Genomic DNA, 19,280 nt, shown 5'->3' on the forward strand with positions numbered 1-19,280 from the left:
ACGACCATAGAGCATTGGAACCACCTGATCCCATCCCGAACTCAGAAGTGAAACGATGCATCGCCGATGGTAGTGTGGGGTTTCCCCATGTGAGAGTAGGTCATCGTCAAGATTAAATTCCAGAACCCCTGTTTGCTAACGCAAACAGGGGTTTTGTTTATGTAGAAGTCCATGAATTTAACCGGCACGTTGCTAACACAACGGTCCGGTGCACAGAATTTCTTGACGACCATAGAGCATTGGAACCACCTGATCCCATCCCGAACTCAGCAGTGAAACGATGCATCGCCGATGGTAGTGTGGGGTTTCCCCATGTGAGAGTAGGTCATCGTCAAGATTGAATTCCGAAACCCCTGTCTGCTAGCGCAGACAGGGGTTTTGTCGTTTAAGAGATGCGGCAGTTGATAGATCCCCGGTAAGCATGTTCGATTTATTCACGTCGTCAGTGATCGATTACCAGGCCATTGCATGACATGCAAAAACCTATGAGGCATCTTGATTCCGGAGCTCCTGCTCTGTTGCAGCAAGTTCACAAAGGCGCCTTGCGCGGACGTATCTGCGGCACGACCCTGGCGACTGAAAGGCTCTGCATCACCGATCCGTTATCGCCTACCACCGGTCGGTTTCTCTCGCGAAAACAGGATATACCTCACAATCCCCTAAGATTTGCCCTGCTTTGGCCGAAAGCCTGATGAGCCATGCGTGCACCGAAATAGAGCGGTCAGAGAGTCCGCCTATACCGTTACATGGAATGTTCCACTTGGCACGCTCACACCCCCATTTGGCAAAAGAAGTCGGTGAAATGAATCTTAAGTTCAGTCATAAAATTCTGTTGGCCGCGTCAGGCGTTGTGGTTCTAGCCTTCGCGTTATTCACGCTTTACAACGACTACCTGCAGCGAAGCACCATCAAGCAAAACCTGGATTCCTCCATCCAGCAATCCGGCGAGCTTACCGCCAGTAGTGTGCAGAACTGGCTCAGTGGGCGAATTCTGGTACTCGAAAGCCTGGCGCAAAATATTGCCCACCAGGGCACTGGCGCAGACCTCCCGGGCTTGGTCGATCAACCTGCCCTCACAGCAAATTTCCAGTTCACCTATGTCGGCCAAACCAACGGTGTGTTCACCCAGCGTCCAGATGCGAAGATGCCTGATGGCTACGACCCCCGTCAGCGTCCTTGGTACAAGCAAGCTGTAGCCACTGATAAAACCATGCTCACCCCGCCTTACATGGCCGCAGTGGGTGGGCAGATCGTGACCATCGCGATGCCGGTGAAAAAGAACGGTGAACTGCTGGGTGTCGTCGGTGGTGACCTGAGCCTGCAAACCCTGGTGAAGATCATCAACTCTGTGGATTTCGGCGGCATCGGACATGCGTTTCTGGTCAGCGGCGATGGCCAGGTCATCGTCAGTCCTGACCAGGACCAGGTGATGAAGAACCTTAAGGACATCTATCCAGGCTCCCCTGTGCGTATCGAGAAGGTCAGTCAGGATGTCGTCCTCAATGGCCAGGATCGTATTTTGTCGTTCACCCCGATCAGTGGCCTGCCAGATGCGGATTGGTACATTGGTCTGTCGATCGATAAAGACAAGGCCTACGCACCGCTGGGTAAATTCCGTACATCAGCGTTGATTGCCATGTTGATTGCGGTGGTGGCGATCGCAGTGCTCTTGAGCCTGCTGATCCAAGTACTGCTGCGGCCTCTGACCACTATGGGCGTTGCCATGCAGGACATCGCTCAGGGTGAGGGCGACCTGACCCGTCGCCTGGACGTCACCAGCAAGGACGAGTTTGGCGAGGTAGGCAGTGCATTCAATCAATTCGTAGAGCGTATCCACGCCTCCATCTCCGAAGTGTCTTCAGCAACACGCCAGGTGCATGACTTGTCCCAGCGCGTAATGGCATCGTCCAACGCCTCGATCATTGGTTCCGACGAGCAGAGCGCGCGCACTAACAGCGTGGCTGCCGCGATCAACGAGCTGGGTGCAGCCACTCAGGAAATCGCGCGTAATGCTGCCGACGCCTCGCAGCACGCGAGCGGTGCCAGTGAGCAGGCTGACGATGGGCGCAAAGTGGTGGAGCAAACCATTTTGGCGATGTCGGAACTGTCGCAAAAGATCAGCCTGTCCTGCACGCAGATTGAAACCCTGAATGCCAGCACCGACAACATCGGTCACATTCTTGATGTCATCAAAGGCATCTCCCAGCAGACCAACCTGCTTGCGCTCAACGCCGCGATCGAGGCTGCCCGTGCCGGGGAGGCTGGCCGCGGGTTTGCCGTGGTCGCTGATGAAGTGCGTAACCTGGCCCACCGTACGCAGGAGTCGGCTGAAGAAATCCACAAAATGATCACCTCGTTGCAAGTGGGTTCGCGTGAAGCGGTGAGCACGATGAACGCCAGCCAGACCTCCAGCGAAGAAAGTGTCCAGGTGGCCAACCAGGCGGGTGAGCGGCTGATCAGCGTGACGAAGAGGATCGTTGAAATCGATGGCATGAACCAATCGGTCGCTGCCGCCACCGAAGAGCAGACTGCAGTAGTGGAAACACTCAATGTCGACATCAATCAGATCAACCTGCTGAACCAGCAAGGCGTGACCAATCTCAACGAAACATTGAAGGACTGCGATGCGCTATCCCAGCAGGCCAGCCGCTTGAAACAGCTGGTCGACAGTTTCAAGATCTGACGGTGATTGAACAGGAGCGAGCCCTCTCGCTCCTGCTCCTCAACCCAGCATATGGCGCACATTTCCCAAAGCGTTGTCGGCGAATGTTTGTACAAACTGTTCAAACTCCGCCTGCGCCATTTCTGCCGGCTCGCCGATCAGCGTCCAGGTCGCCCTTGAACCGCTTGAACCGAGTGCTTCCACGCGCATCGCCGCCCACAATCGAGCTACGCCCAGCGTGTTATAGATCGTTGTCCAGGTCATGCTCATGGCATCTTCGTCCCGGCTATTGAGTTGCTCCACGACGCGATGACCATCGTGGAAAAACTTGGTGCGCAAAGCGCCCACGCCTTCCCCCGTCATTTCGATGTGCGACAGGGCCGGAATAAAGGCATCAAAGCCTGCAAAGTGACCCACCACCCCCCACAGTCGCATGGCCTCGCAGTTGACCACGACAGAGGCCACCACCGGCATGCCAGTTGGGTTGTGAATCAATGTATCGGGTTGCAGCGGTTTCATGAGGTTGTCCTTAATCCGTTCAAAGAAAGCCGATAGCCTTGAGGTAGTCGCAGCCCCTTTGCAGCAGCGACGCGCTCTTTTCGGGGTAGTGGGTACCCATTGCTTCCACTGCCCGGCGTGCGTTGTTGCAGTGGATCATTGAGGTGTCGCCAATGTCGTCCCCCAGCCCGTCCAGATAAAAGCCCAGTACGCCAAACAGCGCGTTTTCGCGGCTTACCGTGCGCAGCGCCCTTTGCCAGTGCGCGACACTGACGCGCTCGAATTCGTAGCCCGCCCGGCTGAATGCATCCAAATATTGATCCCAGCTCAAAGGCTGTGGGTTATGCAGGTTGAAGACGTTTCGCCTCGCTTCAAAATGGCCGCAGTGGAACGCGAGAAACCGAGCAAAAAAGTCCACAGGCATCAGGTCGAAGTTCACTTCCAAACGGGGCACCAAGCCCAATTGCAGCGAGCCTTTTAGCATCAGCATCAGGCGATTTTTCTGCGGCTGACACACACCGCTCCGGCTGTTGAAACTGATGTTTCCCGGGCGGTGAATGTTCACCCAGGAACCTTGCTTGACCGCGCGCCCCAGCCAGCGCTCAGCGACCCACTTGGACAAGTTGTAGCCATTTTTGATGTAGATCGGCAGGGTCTGCGCGGCCGGGGTTTCGAGGACGTGGCCATGTGCGTCGGTGTCGCTGCAGGCGGACAAGGTCGAGATGAAATTGAGCACTTTCTTGCAGTGGGTCTCACACAAGCGCAGGCATTCCAGCAGGGGGGCGACGTTGTCCTTTACCAACGAGGCGTAGTCCATCACGTGATTGACCCGCGCGGCGTTGTGCACGAGCACACCGTAGTCCCGTGCAAGGTGCTCATACGTATCGCAAGCCAAGCCCAGGCGTGGTTGGCTGATATCCGCGGCATAGACCTGCACCCTGCTCAAGTCCAAGTGTTCAAGACGGTGTTCGCGCAACGCCTGAGCGAATCGCGTGTTTGCGGCTTGTCCCGGCAGCTCCCGCACCAGGCACGCCACGTGGGTTGCACCATTGGCCAACAGCGCCTCGACGATATGCACACCGATAAAACTGTTTGCGCCTGTCACGATCACTTTGTTGCGATCACCGACGCGCTCTACAGGCAGTACCTGAACAACGTCTTCCCTCTGTGCATCCTGAAGCGCCTGGCCGGAAGCTGCTTCAGGCAGCGCCCCATCCTCGATCAGCAGCGCAAGCGTGCGAATCGTTGGTGCTTCAAAGAAGCGGTTCAACGGCAGGCTGCGGCCAAACTGCTCGCGGATACGCAGCAACAACATCGACAACAACATGGAGTGGCCGCCGAGATTGAAGAAGCTGTCATCAATTGACAGCTCGCCCACTGGCAACCGCAACAACTCACGCCATAACGCCACCAGTTGCATGTGAAGGGGCGTTTGCGCAGCCTGCCCGGCGCTATTCAACGTGGGGTGGGCCGGCAACGCCAGCAAGGCCTGGCGGTCGACCTTGCCGTTACTGGAGCAAGGCAGGCTGGGTAGCTCGGCCCACAGGTCGGGCTGCAGGTAATCAGGCAGCCACTGCCGTGCATGCTGTTTCAAGCCGGCTAGCGTGGCGCCAGGCTCCGGTTGGGCGACGACACCACGAATCTTGCGTTCACTATCAATGACCACCGCCACCTGGCGATACAGTCGACTGTCGCGCAGGCACTGTTCGATTTCCTGAGGTGCGACCCGGATTCCGCGAATCTTCACCTGCGCATCGCGCCTGCCGCCCAGCTCGATACCCCCGGCAGTCCACTTCGCAAGGTCGCCACTGCGATAGGCCCGCAGGGGCTTGCCACCCGGCAGGGCCAGCGTCATGAAAGGGTCGTCGGGCAACTGCGCTGCATTTAAATACCCCAGGCCTACCCCAGGGCCGACGATGTACAGCTCGCCCATCACCTGTTCGTCCACCGGTTGCAGGTTATCGTCGAGGATCAGCACTTGGCTGTTGGCGATGGGGCGGCCCAGGTTGCGATTGCCATCCCCGGCTTGCAGGATCCGATGGGTGACCAGTACCGTCGCTTCGGTGGGACCGTAGAGGTTGTGCAGGTGGCATTGGCCTGCCAAGCGTTCGATCACATAAGGCTCGCAGGCATCGCCGCCGGTCAACAGATGCGTCAGGCCCAAGGGTTTATCAAGCGGCAGGAGGCTGAGCAGCGCCGGCGGCAAGAACGCATGGGTGATGCGCTGTTGCCGAATCAGCTCGACCAATTGCTGCGGATCGCGCCGTTGCGTCTCGCTGGGGATGATCAACTCCGCGCCGGCGATCAGGCTGGGGAAAATGTCCATCAGCGATGCATCGAAATTCACCGAGGCGAACTGCAGCACACGACTCCGTTCACTCAGCGCCATTTGGCTGGCAAACCAAGCGCTGAAATGGGCGAGATTGTCCTGGCCGAGCAGTACACCCTTGGGCCGTCCCGTGGTGCCTGAGGTGAAGAGCGCCATGCAAGGTGCTTCAAGGTCTATGCAAGGAGGCCGCAATGGTCGTGCAGTGTCTGGCGCGCCGAGATTGCCAACGTCCAGCGAAACGAAGTGCTCACGCAATGGATGGCTGCCTTCATCCAGCAATACGCGGGCGCCTGCACTTTCCAGCATGGCCTGCTGGCGTTGTGATGGGTGGTCGGGCGCCAACGGCAGGTACACTGCGCCGCAGCCGAGCACTGCGAGAATACTGGCGTACAACGCGATGGATTTTTCCAGGCAAACACCGACTACGGCGGGTGCCTCAATGCCCTCCAGTAGCCGTTCCAGCCGCTGCTGGATGGCGAGCACCTGAATCTGCAGTTGCCGGTAAGTCGTCACATTGCCCGCAATGTTCAGGGCAGGTCGCTCGGCGAAGGTGAGAAGGCTGGCCTGCAATCGCTCGATCACCGGCACCTGGGCTGCCTGCCACACGGCCGGGTCCGCCGTGCGATTAAACCGATGCAGAAACGCCACCGCTTCCAGCCCCTGCATGCCTTGCTCAGGCCAGGCATTGGCGCAGGCCTCTGGGGGCAAATACTCAGGGTCACGTGCAACACGACTGATGTGCAAGGCAACCCATTCCGCCAGCACCCGGGTTGCTTGCAAACGCAGTCGCTGGCCGTTCCCACTGAGCTCTTCGGCAAGGTTCAGCGCGGCAAGCAGGCGCCTGTTGCGGTCATAGCCGCGCAACTGTACGGCGGGCAGCCCGTATTCAGTCAGAGCGCCGATGCCCACGCGCAAGCTGATGCGGGAGGCTTCGGACAAGCGCCGGGGTACTGGCTGGCTCCCGTCTTCGATCACCCACTCGGCGGCCTCATCACCAGACCGATGGCCGTACTGCTCCAGCACGTGCTTCACGCTCTCCAGGGCTTGGCTGACACCGACCCATCCAATGGTCAGGCATCTCATGCCGCTCTCCCGGCCAGGGGCAAATAGTCACTCAATGCCTGTGTCACGCTGGGTGTCTGCAGCAAGCCGCTACGCTGCAGAAAACCTGTGATGTTACCGATCAGTGGGTGTTGTCGGGTGATGGGGAAATCCAGCGCGTTTACTTCTCGCGTCAGCGCCTGACGGATGTTGGGGTCCACGTCCAGACGTTCGATCAGTTGCAGGTCGAAGGACTTCTGCAGGTCGTTGGTCAGGTAGTGGCTCAAGAATGTTGGCAGCACGTCGGCGATGCTGTCGCGATCCTCCGGGCTCGCCGCTTGCCAGTAGAGGCGTACCAGGCGTGTCCAGAATTGCGCATGACGCCCTTCGTCAGAGAGATGATCGGCCATCATGCCGCGTACCGACGACTTGACGCTGTCGTCCTTGGCGAAGGCGGCGACGTCATGGGTCACCGTATTTTCGGCGATGGCCACGCCAATCAACTCAACCGCGTCACGCAGGTGTGCCGGGGCCTGCGCCTGTGCTGCCGGCAGGGCGCGACTGAGCTCGATTTGTGCCGGCAGTTCGAGCGGTTCTATACCGGTCATTGCCACGGTCTGTTGCAGGAAATCCAGCGCGACCAGGGCATGGTAATCCTCGTCCACCACGATGGTCATTGCGTCGTAGCGACAGGCGAGGGGGAAGGTGATGGCGAAGCGGTTCTTGGCAATGCGGCGGGCGGTCTTGTCGACGATCTCGGTTTCGAAAATCACTACGTCATTGATGAATTTATAGAAGCTTTGCACCAGCACAAAATCGCGCCATTGCGAGCAGTGCTCGAGAAACGTCGCGCCCACTACCAGTGGCTGGCGACACAATGGATAGATCAGATTGCCGTCGTTTTCCAGCACGCGGCGAGGACGTGTGCGAATGGTTGCACGGCACTCCCAATCCTCAGCGATGGAGCGATAGTCAGCGGTATTCATGGATGCCCCCTTGCAACGAGGCACGCACCGAGTCCCAGAAGGTGATGCGGTTTTCCACCGCGTTGAGTGCAGCGCCCGCAGCTTCTTCTTTGCGGCACGCGTCGGCGCCAATCAGGCGTTGCAGTAACTGTTGCGCCGCTGGCTCATGGCCCTGGGTATCCAATTCGATGTGACGGTTCAGGTAGTGGCCCAGGATAGGCGCCTGTTGATTGATGATCCCGTTACCTTGCAACAGACGTTCGAACATGGCCGGGATTACACTCTCACGGCCGTGCAGGAACGCTGCGGCGACACAATGGGTCGGGGCATTTAACGCGATAAGCAACGTGTCCTCGACGAAGCGGGACACGCCTTGCGGTACATCGATCTGTTGCAAGGCTGCGTGGGCCTCGATGCCTCCGCGTTGCAGCGTAATAAAGGCATCGACGGCGGCGGTGCTGGCGCCCACTTCGACCATTGCTTCACGGTACAGCTCGAAGTGGCTGCTATAGCCTCGCTCAGGATGCTCGTCGGACTCCTCACCCAGCACGATCTCGTTGATCAATCGGGCAGCGTGTGGATCGGTCGGGGGAAGCCAGGGTAGCCGCGTGCACGTCAGGTCCTGTTGCAGGCGTTTGGTGAGGGTCATGAAGTCCCATACCGCAAATACGTGGCTCTCCATGAAAAGTTGTAACTTACCCAGTGAAGTTATTTCATCAAATAACAGATGGCTGCATAACAGCTGTTTTTTTTGCTCAAGCAAAGTTTGATACATGGTTGATGCCTATAAGTTGTCGCGACTGCTCGTGAAGCAGTGATGGCTTTTGCAGCCGGAAGTAGACAAGTAGCGTTCAGTCAGGCCAAGCGCAAGGCGCGCCATAGGCCTGGATGGATACGGACAGTTGAAAAGTTTAATGTTCAGCGGAAGATAATAAGCTGATTAAACGTTTGGGTGAGCTTATAAGTGCACTGGATGTTTTTTCGAGAAGTTACATGTGGTGTGTAAAGTGCGTTTTAAAGGTGGGAAGTTTCTTGGGTAGAAGCAGGTTTAGTTTAATCAAGTTGTTTTAATCACGTCATCTTGACGCGGCGCTCTCCTTGAGGGGGGAGCCCCGCAACGCAGGGGGGCAAGCGTTGCGGTGGAAAACCTATCTGTCGGCTTCTTCAAGGCCATTGAGATAGTTCGCGATGACTTCCATGCCGCGCGTCAGGTGATTGCGCAGTGCCAGGATGCTTTCGTCGAGCTTCTTCTGCGCCACCAGGTTCAGCAGTTCACGGTGATCTTCCTGGGATGTCTCGCCCAGCCCCATCGCTTCAAGGTTGAAGCGCAAAAAACGCTCCTCTTCATTCAAACCGTGTTCGACCAGCTTGAGCAGCCGCTGGTTAGGAGCCTTGCCATACAGGACCATGTGAAACAGTCGATTCAGGCGGCCAATCTCGGTGTAGTCTTTCTCCCGTTCCAAGGCATCGATGTAGGTATTCGCCTCGGCAATATCGGCGGCGGTCAGCAACGGGGTCGACAAGCGCAGCGCTTCCGACTCCAGAAGAATGCGCAAGGCATAGGTCTCAGCCGAGTTGTCCTCAATCAGCGGCGCAACCACTGCGCCCTTGTGCGTCACCACATGCAGCAATGACTGTGCCTCCAACTGGCGCAAGGCTTCGCGGACTGGCATGCGGCTGACCCCGAACAGGCTGGCCAGCTCTTGCTGGCGCATGGCGGTACCACACGGCAACCGGCCATCGAGAATGGCGTTACGCAAGGTTTCTTCAATTACGGAGCGGGCAAGGTGGGCGGGAATCGGCCCGCTGATCTTGATGCTGTTCAAAGGGTTCGGCTTCTGCGTCACGGCTACGCTATCCTCCTTATTAGAATGAGTGTGGCTAATTGGATCCAATGCACACTAGAGACTGCCTGCCGGGTTGTCAAACGGGCAAGGTTTTCGGCTTGTAAGCGGCTAAACACGCGGTTCTTGGCGCCCACACAGCGTTTCTACGACGTCTTACAGTTGAACGTTTCGCTTCGCTGATTTATGCCATCCCGGCCGCCGAAAGCGCCTTTTCGCCGGAACATTCCTGTCTATAGATATTCATTATCGGTATTTAAAATGCCGCTCTTATATCTATAAAGTCAGTCTCCTGTCTGACCGGGAGTGAACTCATGTCCGCCGCCTCTACTGTTCCAACAGCGATCCCTACCCACCAAACCTTCGAGATTCGCCCACTTCCCGGCAGTGTCGGTGCCGAGATCATTGGCCTGGACTTGACCCGTGCGATCAACGACAAAGATTTCGCGCGCATCCACCGCGCACATCTGGACCATCATGTCGTGGTCTTCCGTGACCAACGCATCACCCCCGAGCAACAGATCGCCTTCAGCCGTCGCTTTGGCGTGCTGCAGATCCATGTGCTCAAGCAGTTCCTGTTGGCCAACCATCCGGAAATCCTGATCGTCTCCAACATCATCGAAAACGGCCAGTCCATCGGCCTGGGGGACGCGGGCAAATTCTGGCATTCGGACCTGTCCTATAAAGAACTGCCGAGCCTGGGCTCGATGCTGCACGCTCAGGAGCTGCCCTCTGAAGGCGGCGACACCTTGTTCGCCGATATGCACAAAGCCTGGGACCAATTGCCCGAGCACTTGCGCAACGCCGTCGAAGGTCGCAGTGCCGCCCATTCCTACACCGCGCGCTACAGCGAAACCAAATTCGAAGGCAACTGGCGCCCCACGTTGACCCCTGAGCAGCTTGCCCAGGTTGCGGAAGTCGTGCACCCCATCGTGCGCACTCACCCGGAAAACGGCCGCAAAGCGCTGTTTGTCAGTGAAGGTTTCACCACCCGCATCGTCGGCCTGCCGGAGGACGAAAGCCGCGACCTGCTGGCCCAACTCTATGCGCACAGCGTGTTGCCGCAAAACATCTACCGCCACCAGTGGCAGCCCCACGATCTGGTGTTCTGGGACAACCGTTCGCTGATCCACTTGGCCGCCGGTTGCCCGAGCCATCTGCGCCGCAAGCTGTTTCGTACCACCATCCAGGGCGACGCGCCTTTCTGATTCGGAGCATGACCATGTCCAGGAACATTCCATTTGCACGGCTGGCCGCGACCGTCGGCCTGGGTATCAGCCTGCTGGCCGGCAGCCTGGTCGCGCCAGCGGCCGCGCAGGCCGAAGGCGAGATTCGCATTGCTGAGCAGTTCGGCATCGTCTACCTGTTACTCAACGTGGTACGCGACCAGAACCTGATCGAGAAATACGGTAAGCAGGAAGGCATCGACATCAAGGTGGACTGGACTCAGCTGTCTGGCGGCGCGGCAGTCAACGACGCACTGCTCTCCGGTTCCATCGATATTGCCGGTGCCGGTGTCGGCCCGCTGCTGACCATCTGGGATCGCACCCACGGCAAGCAGAACGTCAAGGCCGTCGCTTCCCTGGGCAACTTCCCGTACTACCTGGTCAGCAACAACCCCAAGGTCAAGACCATCGCCGATTTCACCGAGAAAGATCGCATTGCCGTACCGGCGGTGGGCGTGTCGGTGCAGTCGCGTTTCCTGCAATACGCGGCGGCCGAACAATGGGGTGACAAGGAATTCAATCGCCTCGACAAGTACACCGTTGCCGTCCCGCACCCGGATGCCACCGCCGCGCTGATCGCAGGCGGCACCGAGCTCACCGGGCACTTTTCCAACCCACCGTTCCAAGACCAGGCCCTGGCCAACCCGAACGTGCACGTGGTGCTGAACACCTACGACCTGCTCGGCCCGAACTCGCCGACGGTGCTGTTCGCCACCGAGAAATTTCGCAACGACAACCCGAAAACCTACAAGGCGTTCGTCGAGGCATTGACCGAAGCCGCGCAGTTCGCCCAGAACGACAAAGGCGCAGCGGCGGACACCTACATCCGTGTCACCAACGCCAAGATCGACCGCGCCGAGTTGCTGAAAATCATCGACAACCCGCAGTTCGAATTCAGCGTCACGCCGAAAAACACCTACCCGCTGGCGGAATTCCTCTACCGCGTTGGCGCCATCAAGAACAAGCCTGAATCTTGGAAGGACTATTTCTTCCAGGACGCCAAGCCCCTGCAAGGAAGTTGAGATGAACGCGCCTTTGCAAGGCCACGCGGCCAGCAACCTGCACACCACCGGCCCGCTGCTGGCGGTGGATAACGTGAGCCTGGAATACCGCACCCCCGAGCGCGTGGTGCGGGCCACCCACCAGGTGAGTTTCGAGATCGACCCGGCCGATCGCTACGTGCTGCTCGGCCCTTCGGGCTGCGGTAAGTCCACCTTGCTCAAATCCATCGCCGGGTTTATCAAACCCTGCGAAGGCGAGACCCGCTTGCTGGGCCAGAAGGTCGAGCAACCAGGCCCGGACCGTATCGTGGTGTTCCAGGAATTCGACCAGTTGCCGCCGTGGAAGACCGTCAAACAGAACGTGATGTTTCCGCTGCTGGCCTCGAAAACCTTGAAGCGCGCCGAAGCCGAAGAACGCGCGCTGCACTACCTCGACAAGGTCGGCCTCACCGCCTTTGCCGATGCCTACCCGCACACCCTTTCCGGCGGTATGAAAGCCCGTGTCGCCATCGCCCGTGCCCTGGCCATGCAGCCGAAAATCCTGTTGATGGACGAACCCTTCGCCGCCCTCGACGCGCTGACCCGGCGCAAGATGCAGGAAGAGTTGCTGCTGCTCTGGGAAGAAGTGCGTTTCACCCTGCTGTTCGTCACCCACTCCATTGAGGAAGCGCTGGTGGTGGGTAATCGCATCCTGTTGCTGTCGCCCCACCCGGGACGCGTGCGCGCGGAAATCCACAGCCATCAATACGACCTGCACAGCCTCGGTGGCGTGGAGTTCCAGGCGTCGGCGCGGCGCATTCATCGCCTGCTGTTCGATGAAGCGCCCGAGGCCGAACGTGAGTTGGGTTTCGCCGATATCCGCATCGCTTACTGAAGGGACAACCCATGCGCCAGGAATACGAAATCACCCTCGAACCGTTGCTCAGTGTCCCCGTGGAACGCGAGCTGCCGCTGCGTCAACGTTTGTGGCAACAATGCTGGCTGCGCAAGGGCCTGATCCTGATCGTGCTCGCGATCCTCTGGGAAGCCGTTGCGCGGTATCAGAACAACGACCTGCTGTTGCCGAGCTTCTTGCAGACCTTTCACGCACTGTACGACGGCCTGCTCAGCGGTGAATTGCTCAGCAAAGTCAGCATTTCGCTGGTGGTGCTGATCAAGGGCTACCTGATCGGCATTGTGCTGGCGTTTGCCCTGACCACCTTGGCGGTATCAACCCAACTGGGCCGCGACCTGCTGAGCACCCTGACCTCGATGTTCAACCCGCTGCCGGCCATTGCGTTGCTGCCGCTGGCGCTGCTGTGGTTTGGCCTGGGGCAGAACAGCCTGATCTTCGTGCTGGTGCATTCGGTGCTGTGGGCGTTGGCGCTCAATACCTATTCGGGGTTCCTCGGCGTGTCCGAAACCCTGCGCATGGCTGGCCGTAATTACGGTCTCAAGGGCATGCGTTTTGTGCTGTTCATCCTCATCCCTGCGGCGCTGCCATCGATCCTTGCGGGTCTCAAGATTGGCTGGGCCTTTGCCTGGCGCACATTGATCGCCGCCGAACTGGTGTTCGGTGCTACCAGCGGCAAGGGTGGGCTGGGTTGGTACATTTTCCAGAACCGCAACGAGCTGTACACCGACAAGGTGTTTGCCGGGCTGGCGGTGGTGATCCTGATCGGCCTGCTTGTGGAAAATCTGGTGTTTGACACGTTCGAGCGCCTGACCGTGAAGCGCTGGGGCATGCAGCGCTAAACAGGAATGATTGCTCTTTGTCCGCCGTGAACCCGATAATGCCGGCCAAATCTGACGTCGCCCTGGCGTCAGGTGTGCCCGGTAAAAGGATTTACGACGATGCGGTTTTTTGTGTTGGCGGCGGCTTTGTGTTTGTCGACTTCGGTTCTGGCGGAATTCGTGCCTGAAGTGGTCACCATGCCCAAGCCGCTGTACCCCAGCCACCTGATAGCCACCCAGGGGCACGCACGCATCAGCCTGAACATTCATAACGACGGTACGGTCAGCGACGTCAAAGCGCTCAGCGCCACCAAGCCGGCGTTTGGTGAAGCCGCCGTGGCGGCGGCCACGCTATGGCGTTTCAAGCCCTGGACGGTAGAGGCCGATCGGCCCGCAGTGCTCCAGGCGCAAAACGATATGGTGTTCACACCCGAACCGGTGAGAAAGGAAACCACTCAACTGACCTTTACCCAGACCACCTACCAATCCTGCAGCGCGCTGACCGAAGAAGTCAGCCAGTTCCGTCGCGAACATCCCACGCGCCCCTTGATCGCAATGAAGAGCTTTGCCATTACCCGAGTCGCGGTGATGTTCCCGGCGCTGAGCGGTAAGAGCGACTACAACGAAGGCCTGACTCGCGCCGACGAATTGGAAAATGCCCTGCCGGACATCGTGCGCAAATGCCAGGCCCATCCCAAAGCCGCCTTTGCGGACTACCTGCCCCGCAACGTGAAGCCTTACCTGTAAAGCCTGCTACGATTGCGCTCAATTCACGCCTTGTTGATCACGAGTGCTTGGCATGCAACTACCGGACATGAACCTGCTGGTCGCCCTCGACGCCTTGCTCGACGAGGGCAGTGTGGTTGGCGCCGCGCGCCGCATGAACCTCAGCCCGGCGGCCATGAGCCGCACCCTGACGCGTATTCGCGAAGCGGTGGGCGACCCGATCCTGGTGCGCGCCGGTCGCGGCCTGGTGCCCACGCCTAAGGCGCTGCAGCTGCAAGGTCAGGTGCGCAACGTCGTCGAGCAGGCGGCGTTGCTGTTCCGCTCGGCGGACCAGGTGGATCTGAGCACCTTGCGCCGCCGCTTCAGCGTGCGCGCCAATGACTTCTTTATCGGCGTATACGGCGGGCGGCTGTTCGACACCATGGAGCGCCTGGCGCCCCTGTGCGAGCTGTGCTTCGTGCCCGAAGGCGACACCGATGACGAGGCCCTGCGCGAAGGGCGCCTGGATTTACGCGTGAGCAACACCATGCCGGCCAGCCCCGAAGTGAAGGTGCAGAATCTGTTCTCCACCACCTTCGTCGGCCTGGCGCGGGAAGACCACCCGTTGTTCGACGAAGAAATCACCGCCGCACGTTTCGCCAGTTATTCCCATATCAGCATCTCGCGGCGCGGCATCGCGCGGGGGCCGATCGATACCGCGCTGAATGCCCAGGGCCTGGAGCGCCGCGTGGCGATGATCGCCCCAGGCTTTCACGGCGCGATGTTCATGCTGCCCGACTCCGACCTGATCCTGCCGGTGCCTAAGGAGGCGCTGTTGAGTGCCAATCGCCTGAAGCTGCCACTGCGCGCATTCGCCCTGCCTATCTCGCTGCCGACGCTGGTATTGGCCCAATCCTGGCACCCGCGATTCGACAAAGACCCCGCCCACAAATGGCTGCGCGAAACCCTTCGCGAGAGCTGCCACGCCACGTGGCTCGAAGCCCAGCCGGCCTGAAGTGAACTCGGTGAATGTGGGAGCTGGCTTGCCTGCGATTGCGGTCTGACTGTTCCAAATGGATCACTGACCCACCGCTATCGCCGGCAAGCCAGCTCCCACAGAGGTTGGTGTTTATCGTGATTGTTGCGTCTGGTGCAGTTACACACTGCCAACAAGTAACTTTTTGTCATGTTTGTGCCTGATTAAACTGCTCGGGTATTTATCATTCGAGCTACTTGTTCATGACGTCCCTCGCTGCACCCACCCTTGCGGCCGCAGCCAAGCCCACTGCCATGACCCCGCCCGTGTTCGGCCCGCGCATCATCATCGGGCTGGTCGGCGTGTTGCTGGCGGTGCTGGTCTCCGGTCTCAACGAGATGGTCACCAAAGTAGCCCTCGCCGATATTCGCGGCGCGCTGTACATCGGGTTCGACGAAGGCACCTGGCTGGTCGCGGCCTACACCGCCACCTCGGTATCAGCCATGGCCTTTGCACCCTGGTGTTCGGTGACTTTTTCCCTGCGCCGCTTCACCCTCTGGGCGATCGGAGTGTTTACGGTGCTGGGGATCCTGTGCCCGTTCGCGCCGAACTACGAAAGCCTGCTGGTGCTGCGCACCGTGCAAGGCCTGGCCGGTGGTGCGCTGCCGCCGATGCTGATGACCGTGGCGCTGCGTTTCCTGCCGGCCAACGTCAAGCTGTACGGCCTGGCCGGCTACGCCCTCACTGCCACCTTCGGCCCGAGCCTGGGCACGCCGCTGGCGGCGCTGTGGACCGAGTACGTCGGCTGGCAGTGGGCGTTCTGGCAGATCGTTGCGCCGTGTCTGCTGGCCATGGCCGCCGTGGCCTACGGGTTGCCGCAGGACCCGCTGCGCCTGGAGCGCTTCAAGCAGTTCAACTGGCGCGGCCTGCTGTTGGGCTTCCCGGCGATCTGCATGCTGGTGATCGGCATCCTGCAAGGCAATCGCCTGGACTGGTTCGAGTCGGGCCTGATCACCTTCTTGCTGTCGGGTGGCAGCGTGTTGTTGGTGTTGTTCATGGTGAACGAGTGGTCGCACCCGATGCCGTTTTTCAAATTGCAGATGCTCGGGCTGCGCAACCTGTCGTTCGCCCTGATTGTGCTGGCGGGTGTGCTGATGGTGCTGACCTCGGTGATCATCATCCCATCGAGTTTTCTCGCCCAGGTCCAGGGGTACCGTCCGCTGCAAACCGCGCCGGTGATGCTGTTGATGGCGATCCCGCAATTGATCGCGCTGCCGCTGGTGGCGGCGCTGTGCAACCTGCGCTGGGTCGATTGCCGCTGGGTGCTCGGGATCGGCCTGGGGATGCTGGTGCTGTGCTGCGTGGGCAGTGCGCACCTGACCTCGGCCTGGATTCGCGATGACTTCTACGGCCTGTACCTGCTGCAAATTTTCGGACAACCGATGGCCGTGTTGCCGCTGCTGATGCTCTCCACCGGCAGCATCCAGCCAACGGACGGCCCGTTCGCCTCAGCCTGGTTCAACACCATTAAAGGCCTGGCCGCCGTGATTGCCACCGGCGTGCTCGACACCTTGACCACCCAGCGCCTGCACTTCCATTCGACCCTGCTGGTGGACCGCCTGGGCAACTCACCCCTGGCCGACGGCGACGCGCCGGGCTTGGCGCACCGTCTGCACGAGCAGGCCGTGGTGCTGACCTCTTCGGATCTCTATTACGTCATGGCCGCAGTCGCGGCGGCGTTGATCCTGCTGATTTTCTGGATGCCCACGCGGATTTTCCCGCCTCGTGCACCGACTTGATTGAAAGGACTGCTCATGAAACGCAAAGACAAAATTGCCGTCTCCGTTATCGCGGTATTCGCCGTCGGCGTGCTGGTGTACCTGGTCGCGCCGGGCGTGCTCGGCAGCAAGCGCCAGACCACCAACGACGCCTTCGTCGCCGCTGACTTCACCCTGGTGGCGCCGCGCGTGGCGGGCTTCATCAAAGAGGTGCTGGTGGAGGACAACCAGCGCGTTAAGGCCGGGCAACTGTTGGCGCTGATCGACGACCGCGATTTCCGCGCCGCCGCCCAGGCTGCCGACGCTGATACGTTGGTCGCCCAGGCCCAACTGAAAAATGCCACCGCCACCCTCGAGCGCCAAAGCTCGGTGATCGCCCAGGCCCAGGCCACCGTCGCAGCGGACCGCGCCGAAGTGGCTTTCGCCGAACACGAACTCAATCGCTACAACCACCTCGCCGGTGTCGGCGCCGGCACCGTGCAGAACGCCCAGCAAGCCAAGACCCGCATCGACCAGGCCACCGCGCGCTTGGCGAACGCGACGGCGGTGCTGGCGGCCGAACGCAAGCAAGTGGAGATCCTCACCGCCCAGCGCGATGCCGCCGAAGGTGGGCTCAAGCGTGCCCAGGCCGCGCTGGAATTGGCCAGTTATCAACTGTCCTACACGCGCATCGTCGCGCCGGTGGATGGCATGGTCGGCGAACGTGCGGTGCGCGTTGGCGCGTATGTGACGCCGGGCAGCAAGATACTCGCGGTGGTGCCGCTGGAGGAGGCGTACGTGGTGGCCAACTTCCAGGAAACCCAGCTTTCCCATATGCACGCCGGCCAGGCCGTGCAGGTGCGCGTCGACAGCCTCGACGGTGAGTTGCTCAACGGCCATCTGGAAAGCCTCGCGCCTGCGACGGGCGTGACGTTCGCCTCGATCAAACCCGACAACGCCACCGGCAACTTCACCAAGGTCGTGCAGCGGATTCCGGTGAAGATCGTCCTCGAACCCAACCAGGCACTCACCGAACGCCTGCGGGTCGGCATGTCGGTGGAAGCCAGCGTCGACACCCAGCCCGTTGCGCAGCAGCGTGAGGTGGCCCAGCAATGAAGCGAATTGCCTGGCTCACCTTGAGCCTTATCAGCCTGAGTGCCTGCACGGTCGGCCCGGACTTCCACAAGCCCCAGAGCCTGCCAGTGTCGCAATGGAACGAGCCCCAGGGTCGTCAGGCGACCAGCCGTGCCGTCAGCGATCCCTTGCAGGAGCGCTGGTGGGATGTGTTTCACGACGCGCAACTCTCGGCCCTCACCCGTCGCGCGCTCACCGATAACCTTGACCTGAAACTGGCCAGCAGTCGCCTGCAACAAAGCCGTGCCGTACGCCAGGTGACCACGGCCGAGCGATATCCCAACGTCAACGCCAACGCTGATTACCTGCGCCAACGCAACAGCGGCAAAGGCCTAAGCGACCCGTCCGGCAACAACGGTCGTTCGGCGTTCAACCAGTGGGACATGGGCTTTTCTGCCTCTTGGGAGTTGGACTTCTGGGGCCGTGTGAAACGCGAAACCGAAGCCGCTGACGCCACCCTGCAAGTCGCCGAAGACGACCGCCGCGCTGTGCTGTTGTCGGTACTCGCCGAGACCGCCCAGGACTACATCCAACTGCGCGGCGTACAGAACACCCGCGCCGTCACCGAGCAGAACCTTGACGTCGCCCGCCACAGCCTCAAGCTGTCACAGTTGCGCCTGGCCGACGGGGTGGCGACCGACCTGGACGTCGCCGAAGCCGCCGCCCAGGTCGCGGCCATCGAAGCGCGTCTGCCGGATCTGCAACAGCGTCAGGACCAACTGATCAATGCCCTCAGCCTGTTGATGGGCGAGCCGCCGCAGGCCCTGCATGCGCAGTTGTCCAAGGACGCCGCCGTGCCGCAAACCCAGCGCCAGGTTGCGATTGGCCTGCCGTCGGAACTGGCCGAGCGCCGCCCGGACATCCGCCAGGCCGAAGCCCGCCTGCACGCCGCCACCGCCAGCATCGGCGTTGCCAAAGGCGACTTCTACCCGCGCATCACCTTGTCCGGCAGCCTCGGCTCCCAGGCCATGCAACTCTCGGATCTCGGTTCCTGGGGCTCCCGCGCTTTTGCCTTCGGGCCGCAGTTCAGCTTGCCGCTGTTCAACGGCGGGCGCCTGCAAGGCATGGTGAACCTGCGCGAAGCCCAACAACAGGAAGCGGCGCTCGCGTACCAGCAAACCGTGCTGCGGGCCTGGCATGAGATCGACGACCAGTTGACCCGCTACAACGCCAGCCAACTGCGCCGCGACAGCCTCGCCGAAGCCGTGCGGCAGAACCAGATTGCCCTGAGCACCGCGCAGCAGCAGTACGTGGAAGGCGTGGTGGATTTCGTCAACGTGCTCACTGTGCAGAGTGCGCTGCTGGCGACGCAGGAGCAGTGGGTGGAAAGCTCGACCGGCGTGTCCCTGGCCATGGTTGGCCTGTACAAAGCGTTGGGCGGCGGCTGGGAATCGGTGTATCCGCTGCAAACCGCTGGGCGCTGAGCGGC

15 protein-coding genes, 2 rRNA genes and 1 pseudogene are annotated in these 19,280 nt (G+C 60.2%); 13 read left to right on the forward strand and 5 right to left on the reverse strand.

From position 1 onward, the window contains the following. The 4 genes and pseudogenes from rrf (QCBJ_RS00005) to QCBJ_RS30600 form a co-directional block, all read left to right on the forward strand. Positions 1 to 112, forward strand: a 5S ribosomal RNA gene (gene rrf / locus QCBJ_RS00005); the annotation flags it as partial. Between the two features lie 109 nt (positions 113 to 221). After that, positions 222 to 337 (forward strand): 5S ribosomal RNA (gene rrf, locus QCBJ_RS00010). A gap of 465 nt (positions 338 to 802) precedes the next feature. Then, positions 803 to 1,780, forward strand: a pseudogene (locus QCBJ_RS30595) (cache domain-containing protein); the annotation flags it as partial. A 117-nt stretch (positions 1,781 to 1,897) separates the two neighbouring features. After that, positions 1,898 to 2,683, forward strand: a complete 786-nt coding sequence (locus tag QCBJ_RS30600) for a methyl-accepting chemotaxis protein (protein ID WP_370636097.1) — start codon at positions 1,898 to 1,900, stop codon at positions 2,681 to 2,683. A gap of 39 nt (positions 2,684 to 2,722) precedes the next feature. On the opposite strand, the gene QCBJ_RS00020 is transcribed toward QCBJ_RS30600, so the two are convergent. From QCBJ_RS00020 to QCBJ_RS00040, 5 genes are all read right to left on the reverse strand, one after another. Beyond that, positions 2,723 to 3,181 carry an SRPBCC family protein gene (locus QCBJ_RS00020; RefSeq protein ID WP_102059865.1) on the reverse strand — a complete coding sequence of 153 codons (459 nt, stop codon included), beginning with the start codon at positions 3,179 to 3,181 and terminating at the stop codon, positions 2,723 to 2,725. A gap of 19 nt (positions 3,182 to 3,200) precedes the next feature. Continuing rightward, positions 3,201 to 6,572 carry an amino acid adenylation domain-containing protein gene (locus QCBJ_RS00025; RefSeq protein ID WP_102059866.1) on the reverse strand — a complete coding sequence of 1,124 codons (3,372 nt, stop codon included), beginning with the start codon at positions 6,570 to 6,572 and terminating at the stop codon, positions 3,201 to 3,203. Beyond that, entirely contained in the window at positions 6,569 to 7,516 is a 948-nt protein-coding gene (locus tag QCBJ_RS00030; RefSeq protein ID WP_012721559.1) for a diiron oxygenase, read from the reverse strand. The genes QCBJ_RS00025 and QCBJ_RS00030 overlap by 4 nt, the downstream gene beginning before the upstream one ends. Next, a complete protein-coding gene (locus QCBJ_RS00035; RefSeq protein ID WP_102059867.1) occupies positions 7,503 to 8,270 on the reverse strand; it encodes a DUF3050 domain-containing protein in 768 nt (255 codons plus the stop codon). The genes QCBJ_RS00030 and QCBJ_RS00035 overlap by 14 nt, the downstream gene beginning before the upstream one ends. 373 nt (positions 8,271 to 8,643) lie before the next feature. Beyond that, complete coding sequence (locus QCBJ_RS00040; RefSeq protein ID WP_012721561.1) at positions 8,644 to 9,342, reverse strand: GntR family transcriptional regulator; 699 nt, start codon at positions 9,340 to 9,342, stop codon at positions 8,644 to 8,646. A gap of 311 nt (positions 9,343 to 9,653) precedes the next feature. Here QCBJ_RS00040 and QCBJ_RS00045 point away from each other — a divergent pair, with 311 nt between their 5' ends. From QCBJ_RS00045 to QCBJ_RS00085, 9 genes are all read left to right on the forward strand, one after another. Next, positions 9,654 to 10,547: a TauD/TfdA family dioxygenase gene (locus QCBJ_RS00045; protein WP_012721562.1), complete on the forward strand. Its 894-nt coding sequence runs from the start codon at positions 9,654 to 9,656 to the stop codon at positions 10,545 to 10,547. Positions 10,548 to 10,561: 14 nt separating this feature from the next. Beyond that, a complete protein-coding gene (locus QCBJ_RS00050) occupies positions 10,562 to 11,587 on the forward strand; it encodes an ABC transporter substrate-binding protein (protein ID WP_102059868.1) in 1,026 nt (341 codons plus the stop codon). A gap of 1 nt (position 11,588) precedes the next feature. Further along, positions 11,589 to 12,440, forward strand: a complete 852-nt coding sequence (locus tag QCBJ_RS00055) for an ABC transporter ATP-binding protein (RefSeq protein ID WP_102059869.1) — start codon at positions 11,589 to 11,591, stop codon at positions 12,438 to 12,440. Between the two features lie 11 nt (positions 12,441 to 12,451). Then, complete coding sequence (locus QCBJ_RS00060; protein WP_102059870.1) at positions 12,452 to 13,300, forward strand: ABC transporter permease; 849 nt, start codon at positions 12,452 to 12,454, stop codon at positions 13,298 to 13,300. A gap of 99 nt (positions 13,301 to 13,399) precedes the next feature. Next, positions 13,400 to 14,026: a TonB family protein gene (locus QCBJ_RS00065; RefSeq protein ID WP_102059871.1), complete on the forward strand. Its 627-nt coding sequence runs from the start codon at positions 13,400 to 13,402 to the stop codon at positions 14,024 to 14,026. Positions 14,027 to 14,078: 52 nt separating this feature from the next. Then, positions 14,079 to 14,999, forward strand: a complete 921-nt coding sequence (locus QCBJ_RS00070) for a LysR family transcriptional regulator (RefSeq protein WP_012721567.1) — start codon at positions 14,079 to 14,081, stop codon at positions 14,997 to 14,999. Between the two features lie 224 nt (positions 15,000 to 15,223). Then, positions 15,224 to 16,759: an MFS transporter gene (locus QCBJ_RS00075; protein ID WP_046034549.1), complete on the forward strand. Its 1,536-nt coding sequence runs from the start codon at positions 15,224 to 15,226 to the stop codon at positions 16,757 to 16,759. Between the two features lie 15 nt (positions 16,760 to 16,774). Then, entirely contained in the window at positions 16,775 to 17,833 is a 1,059-nt protein-coding gene (locus QCBJ_RS00080; RefSeq protein ID WP_102059872.1) for an HlyD family secretion protein, read from the forward strand. Beyond that, a complete protein-coding gene (locus QCBJ_RS00085; protein ID WP_093546193.1) occupies positions 17,830 to 19,275 on the forward strand; it encodes an efflux transporter outer membrane subunit in 1,446 nt (481 codons plus the stop codon). Before QCBJ_RS00080 ends, QCBJ_RS00085 begins: the two co-directional genes overlap by 4 nt. Positions 19,276 to 19,280 lie beyond the last annotated feature (5 nt).

This window comes from Pseudomonas sp. QC2, from assembly GCF_002859085.1.
GTDB lineage: Bacteria > Pseudomonadota > Gammaproteobacteria > Pseudomonadales > Pseudomonadaceae > Aquipseudomonas > Aquipseudomonas petroselini.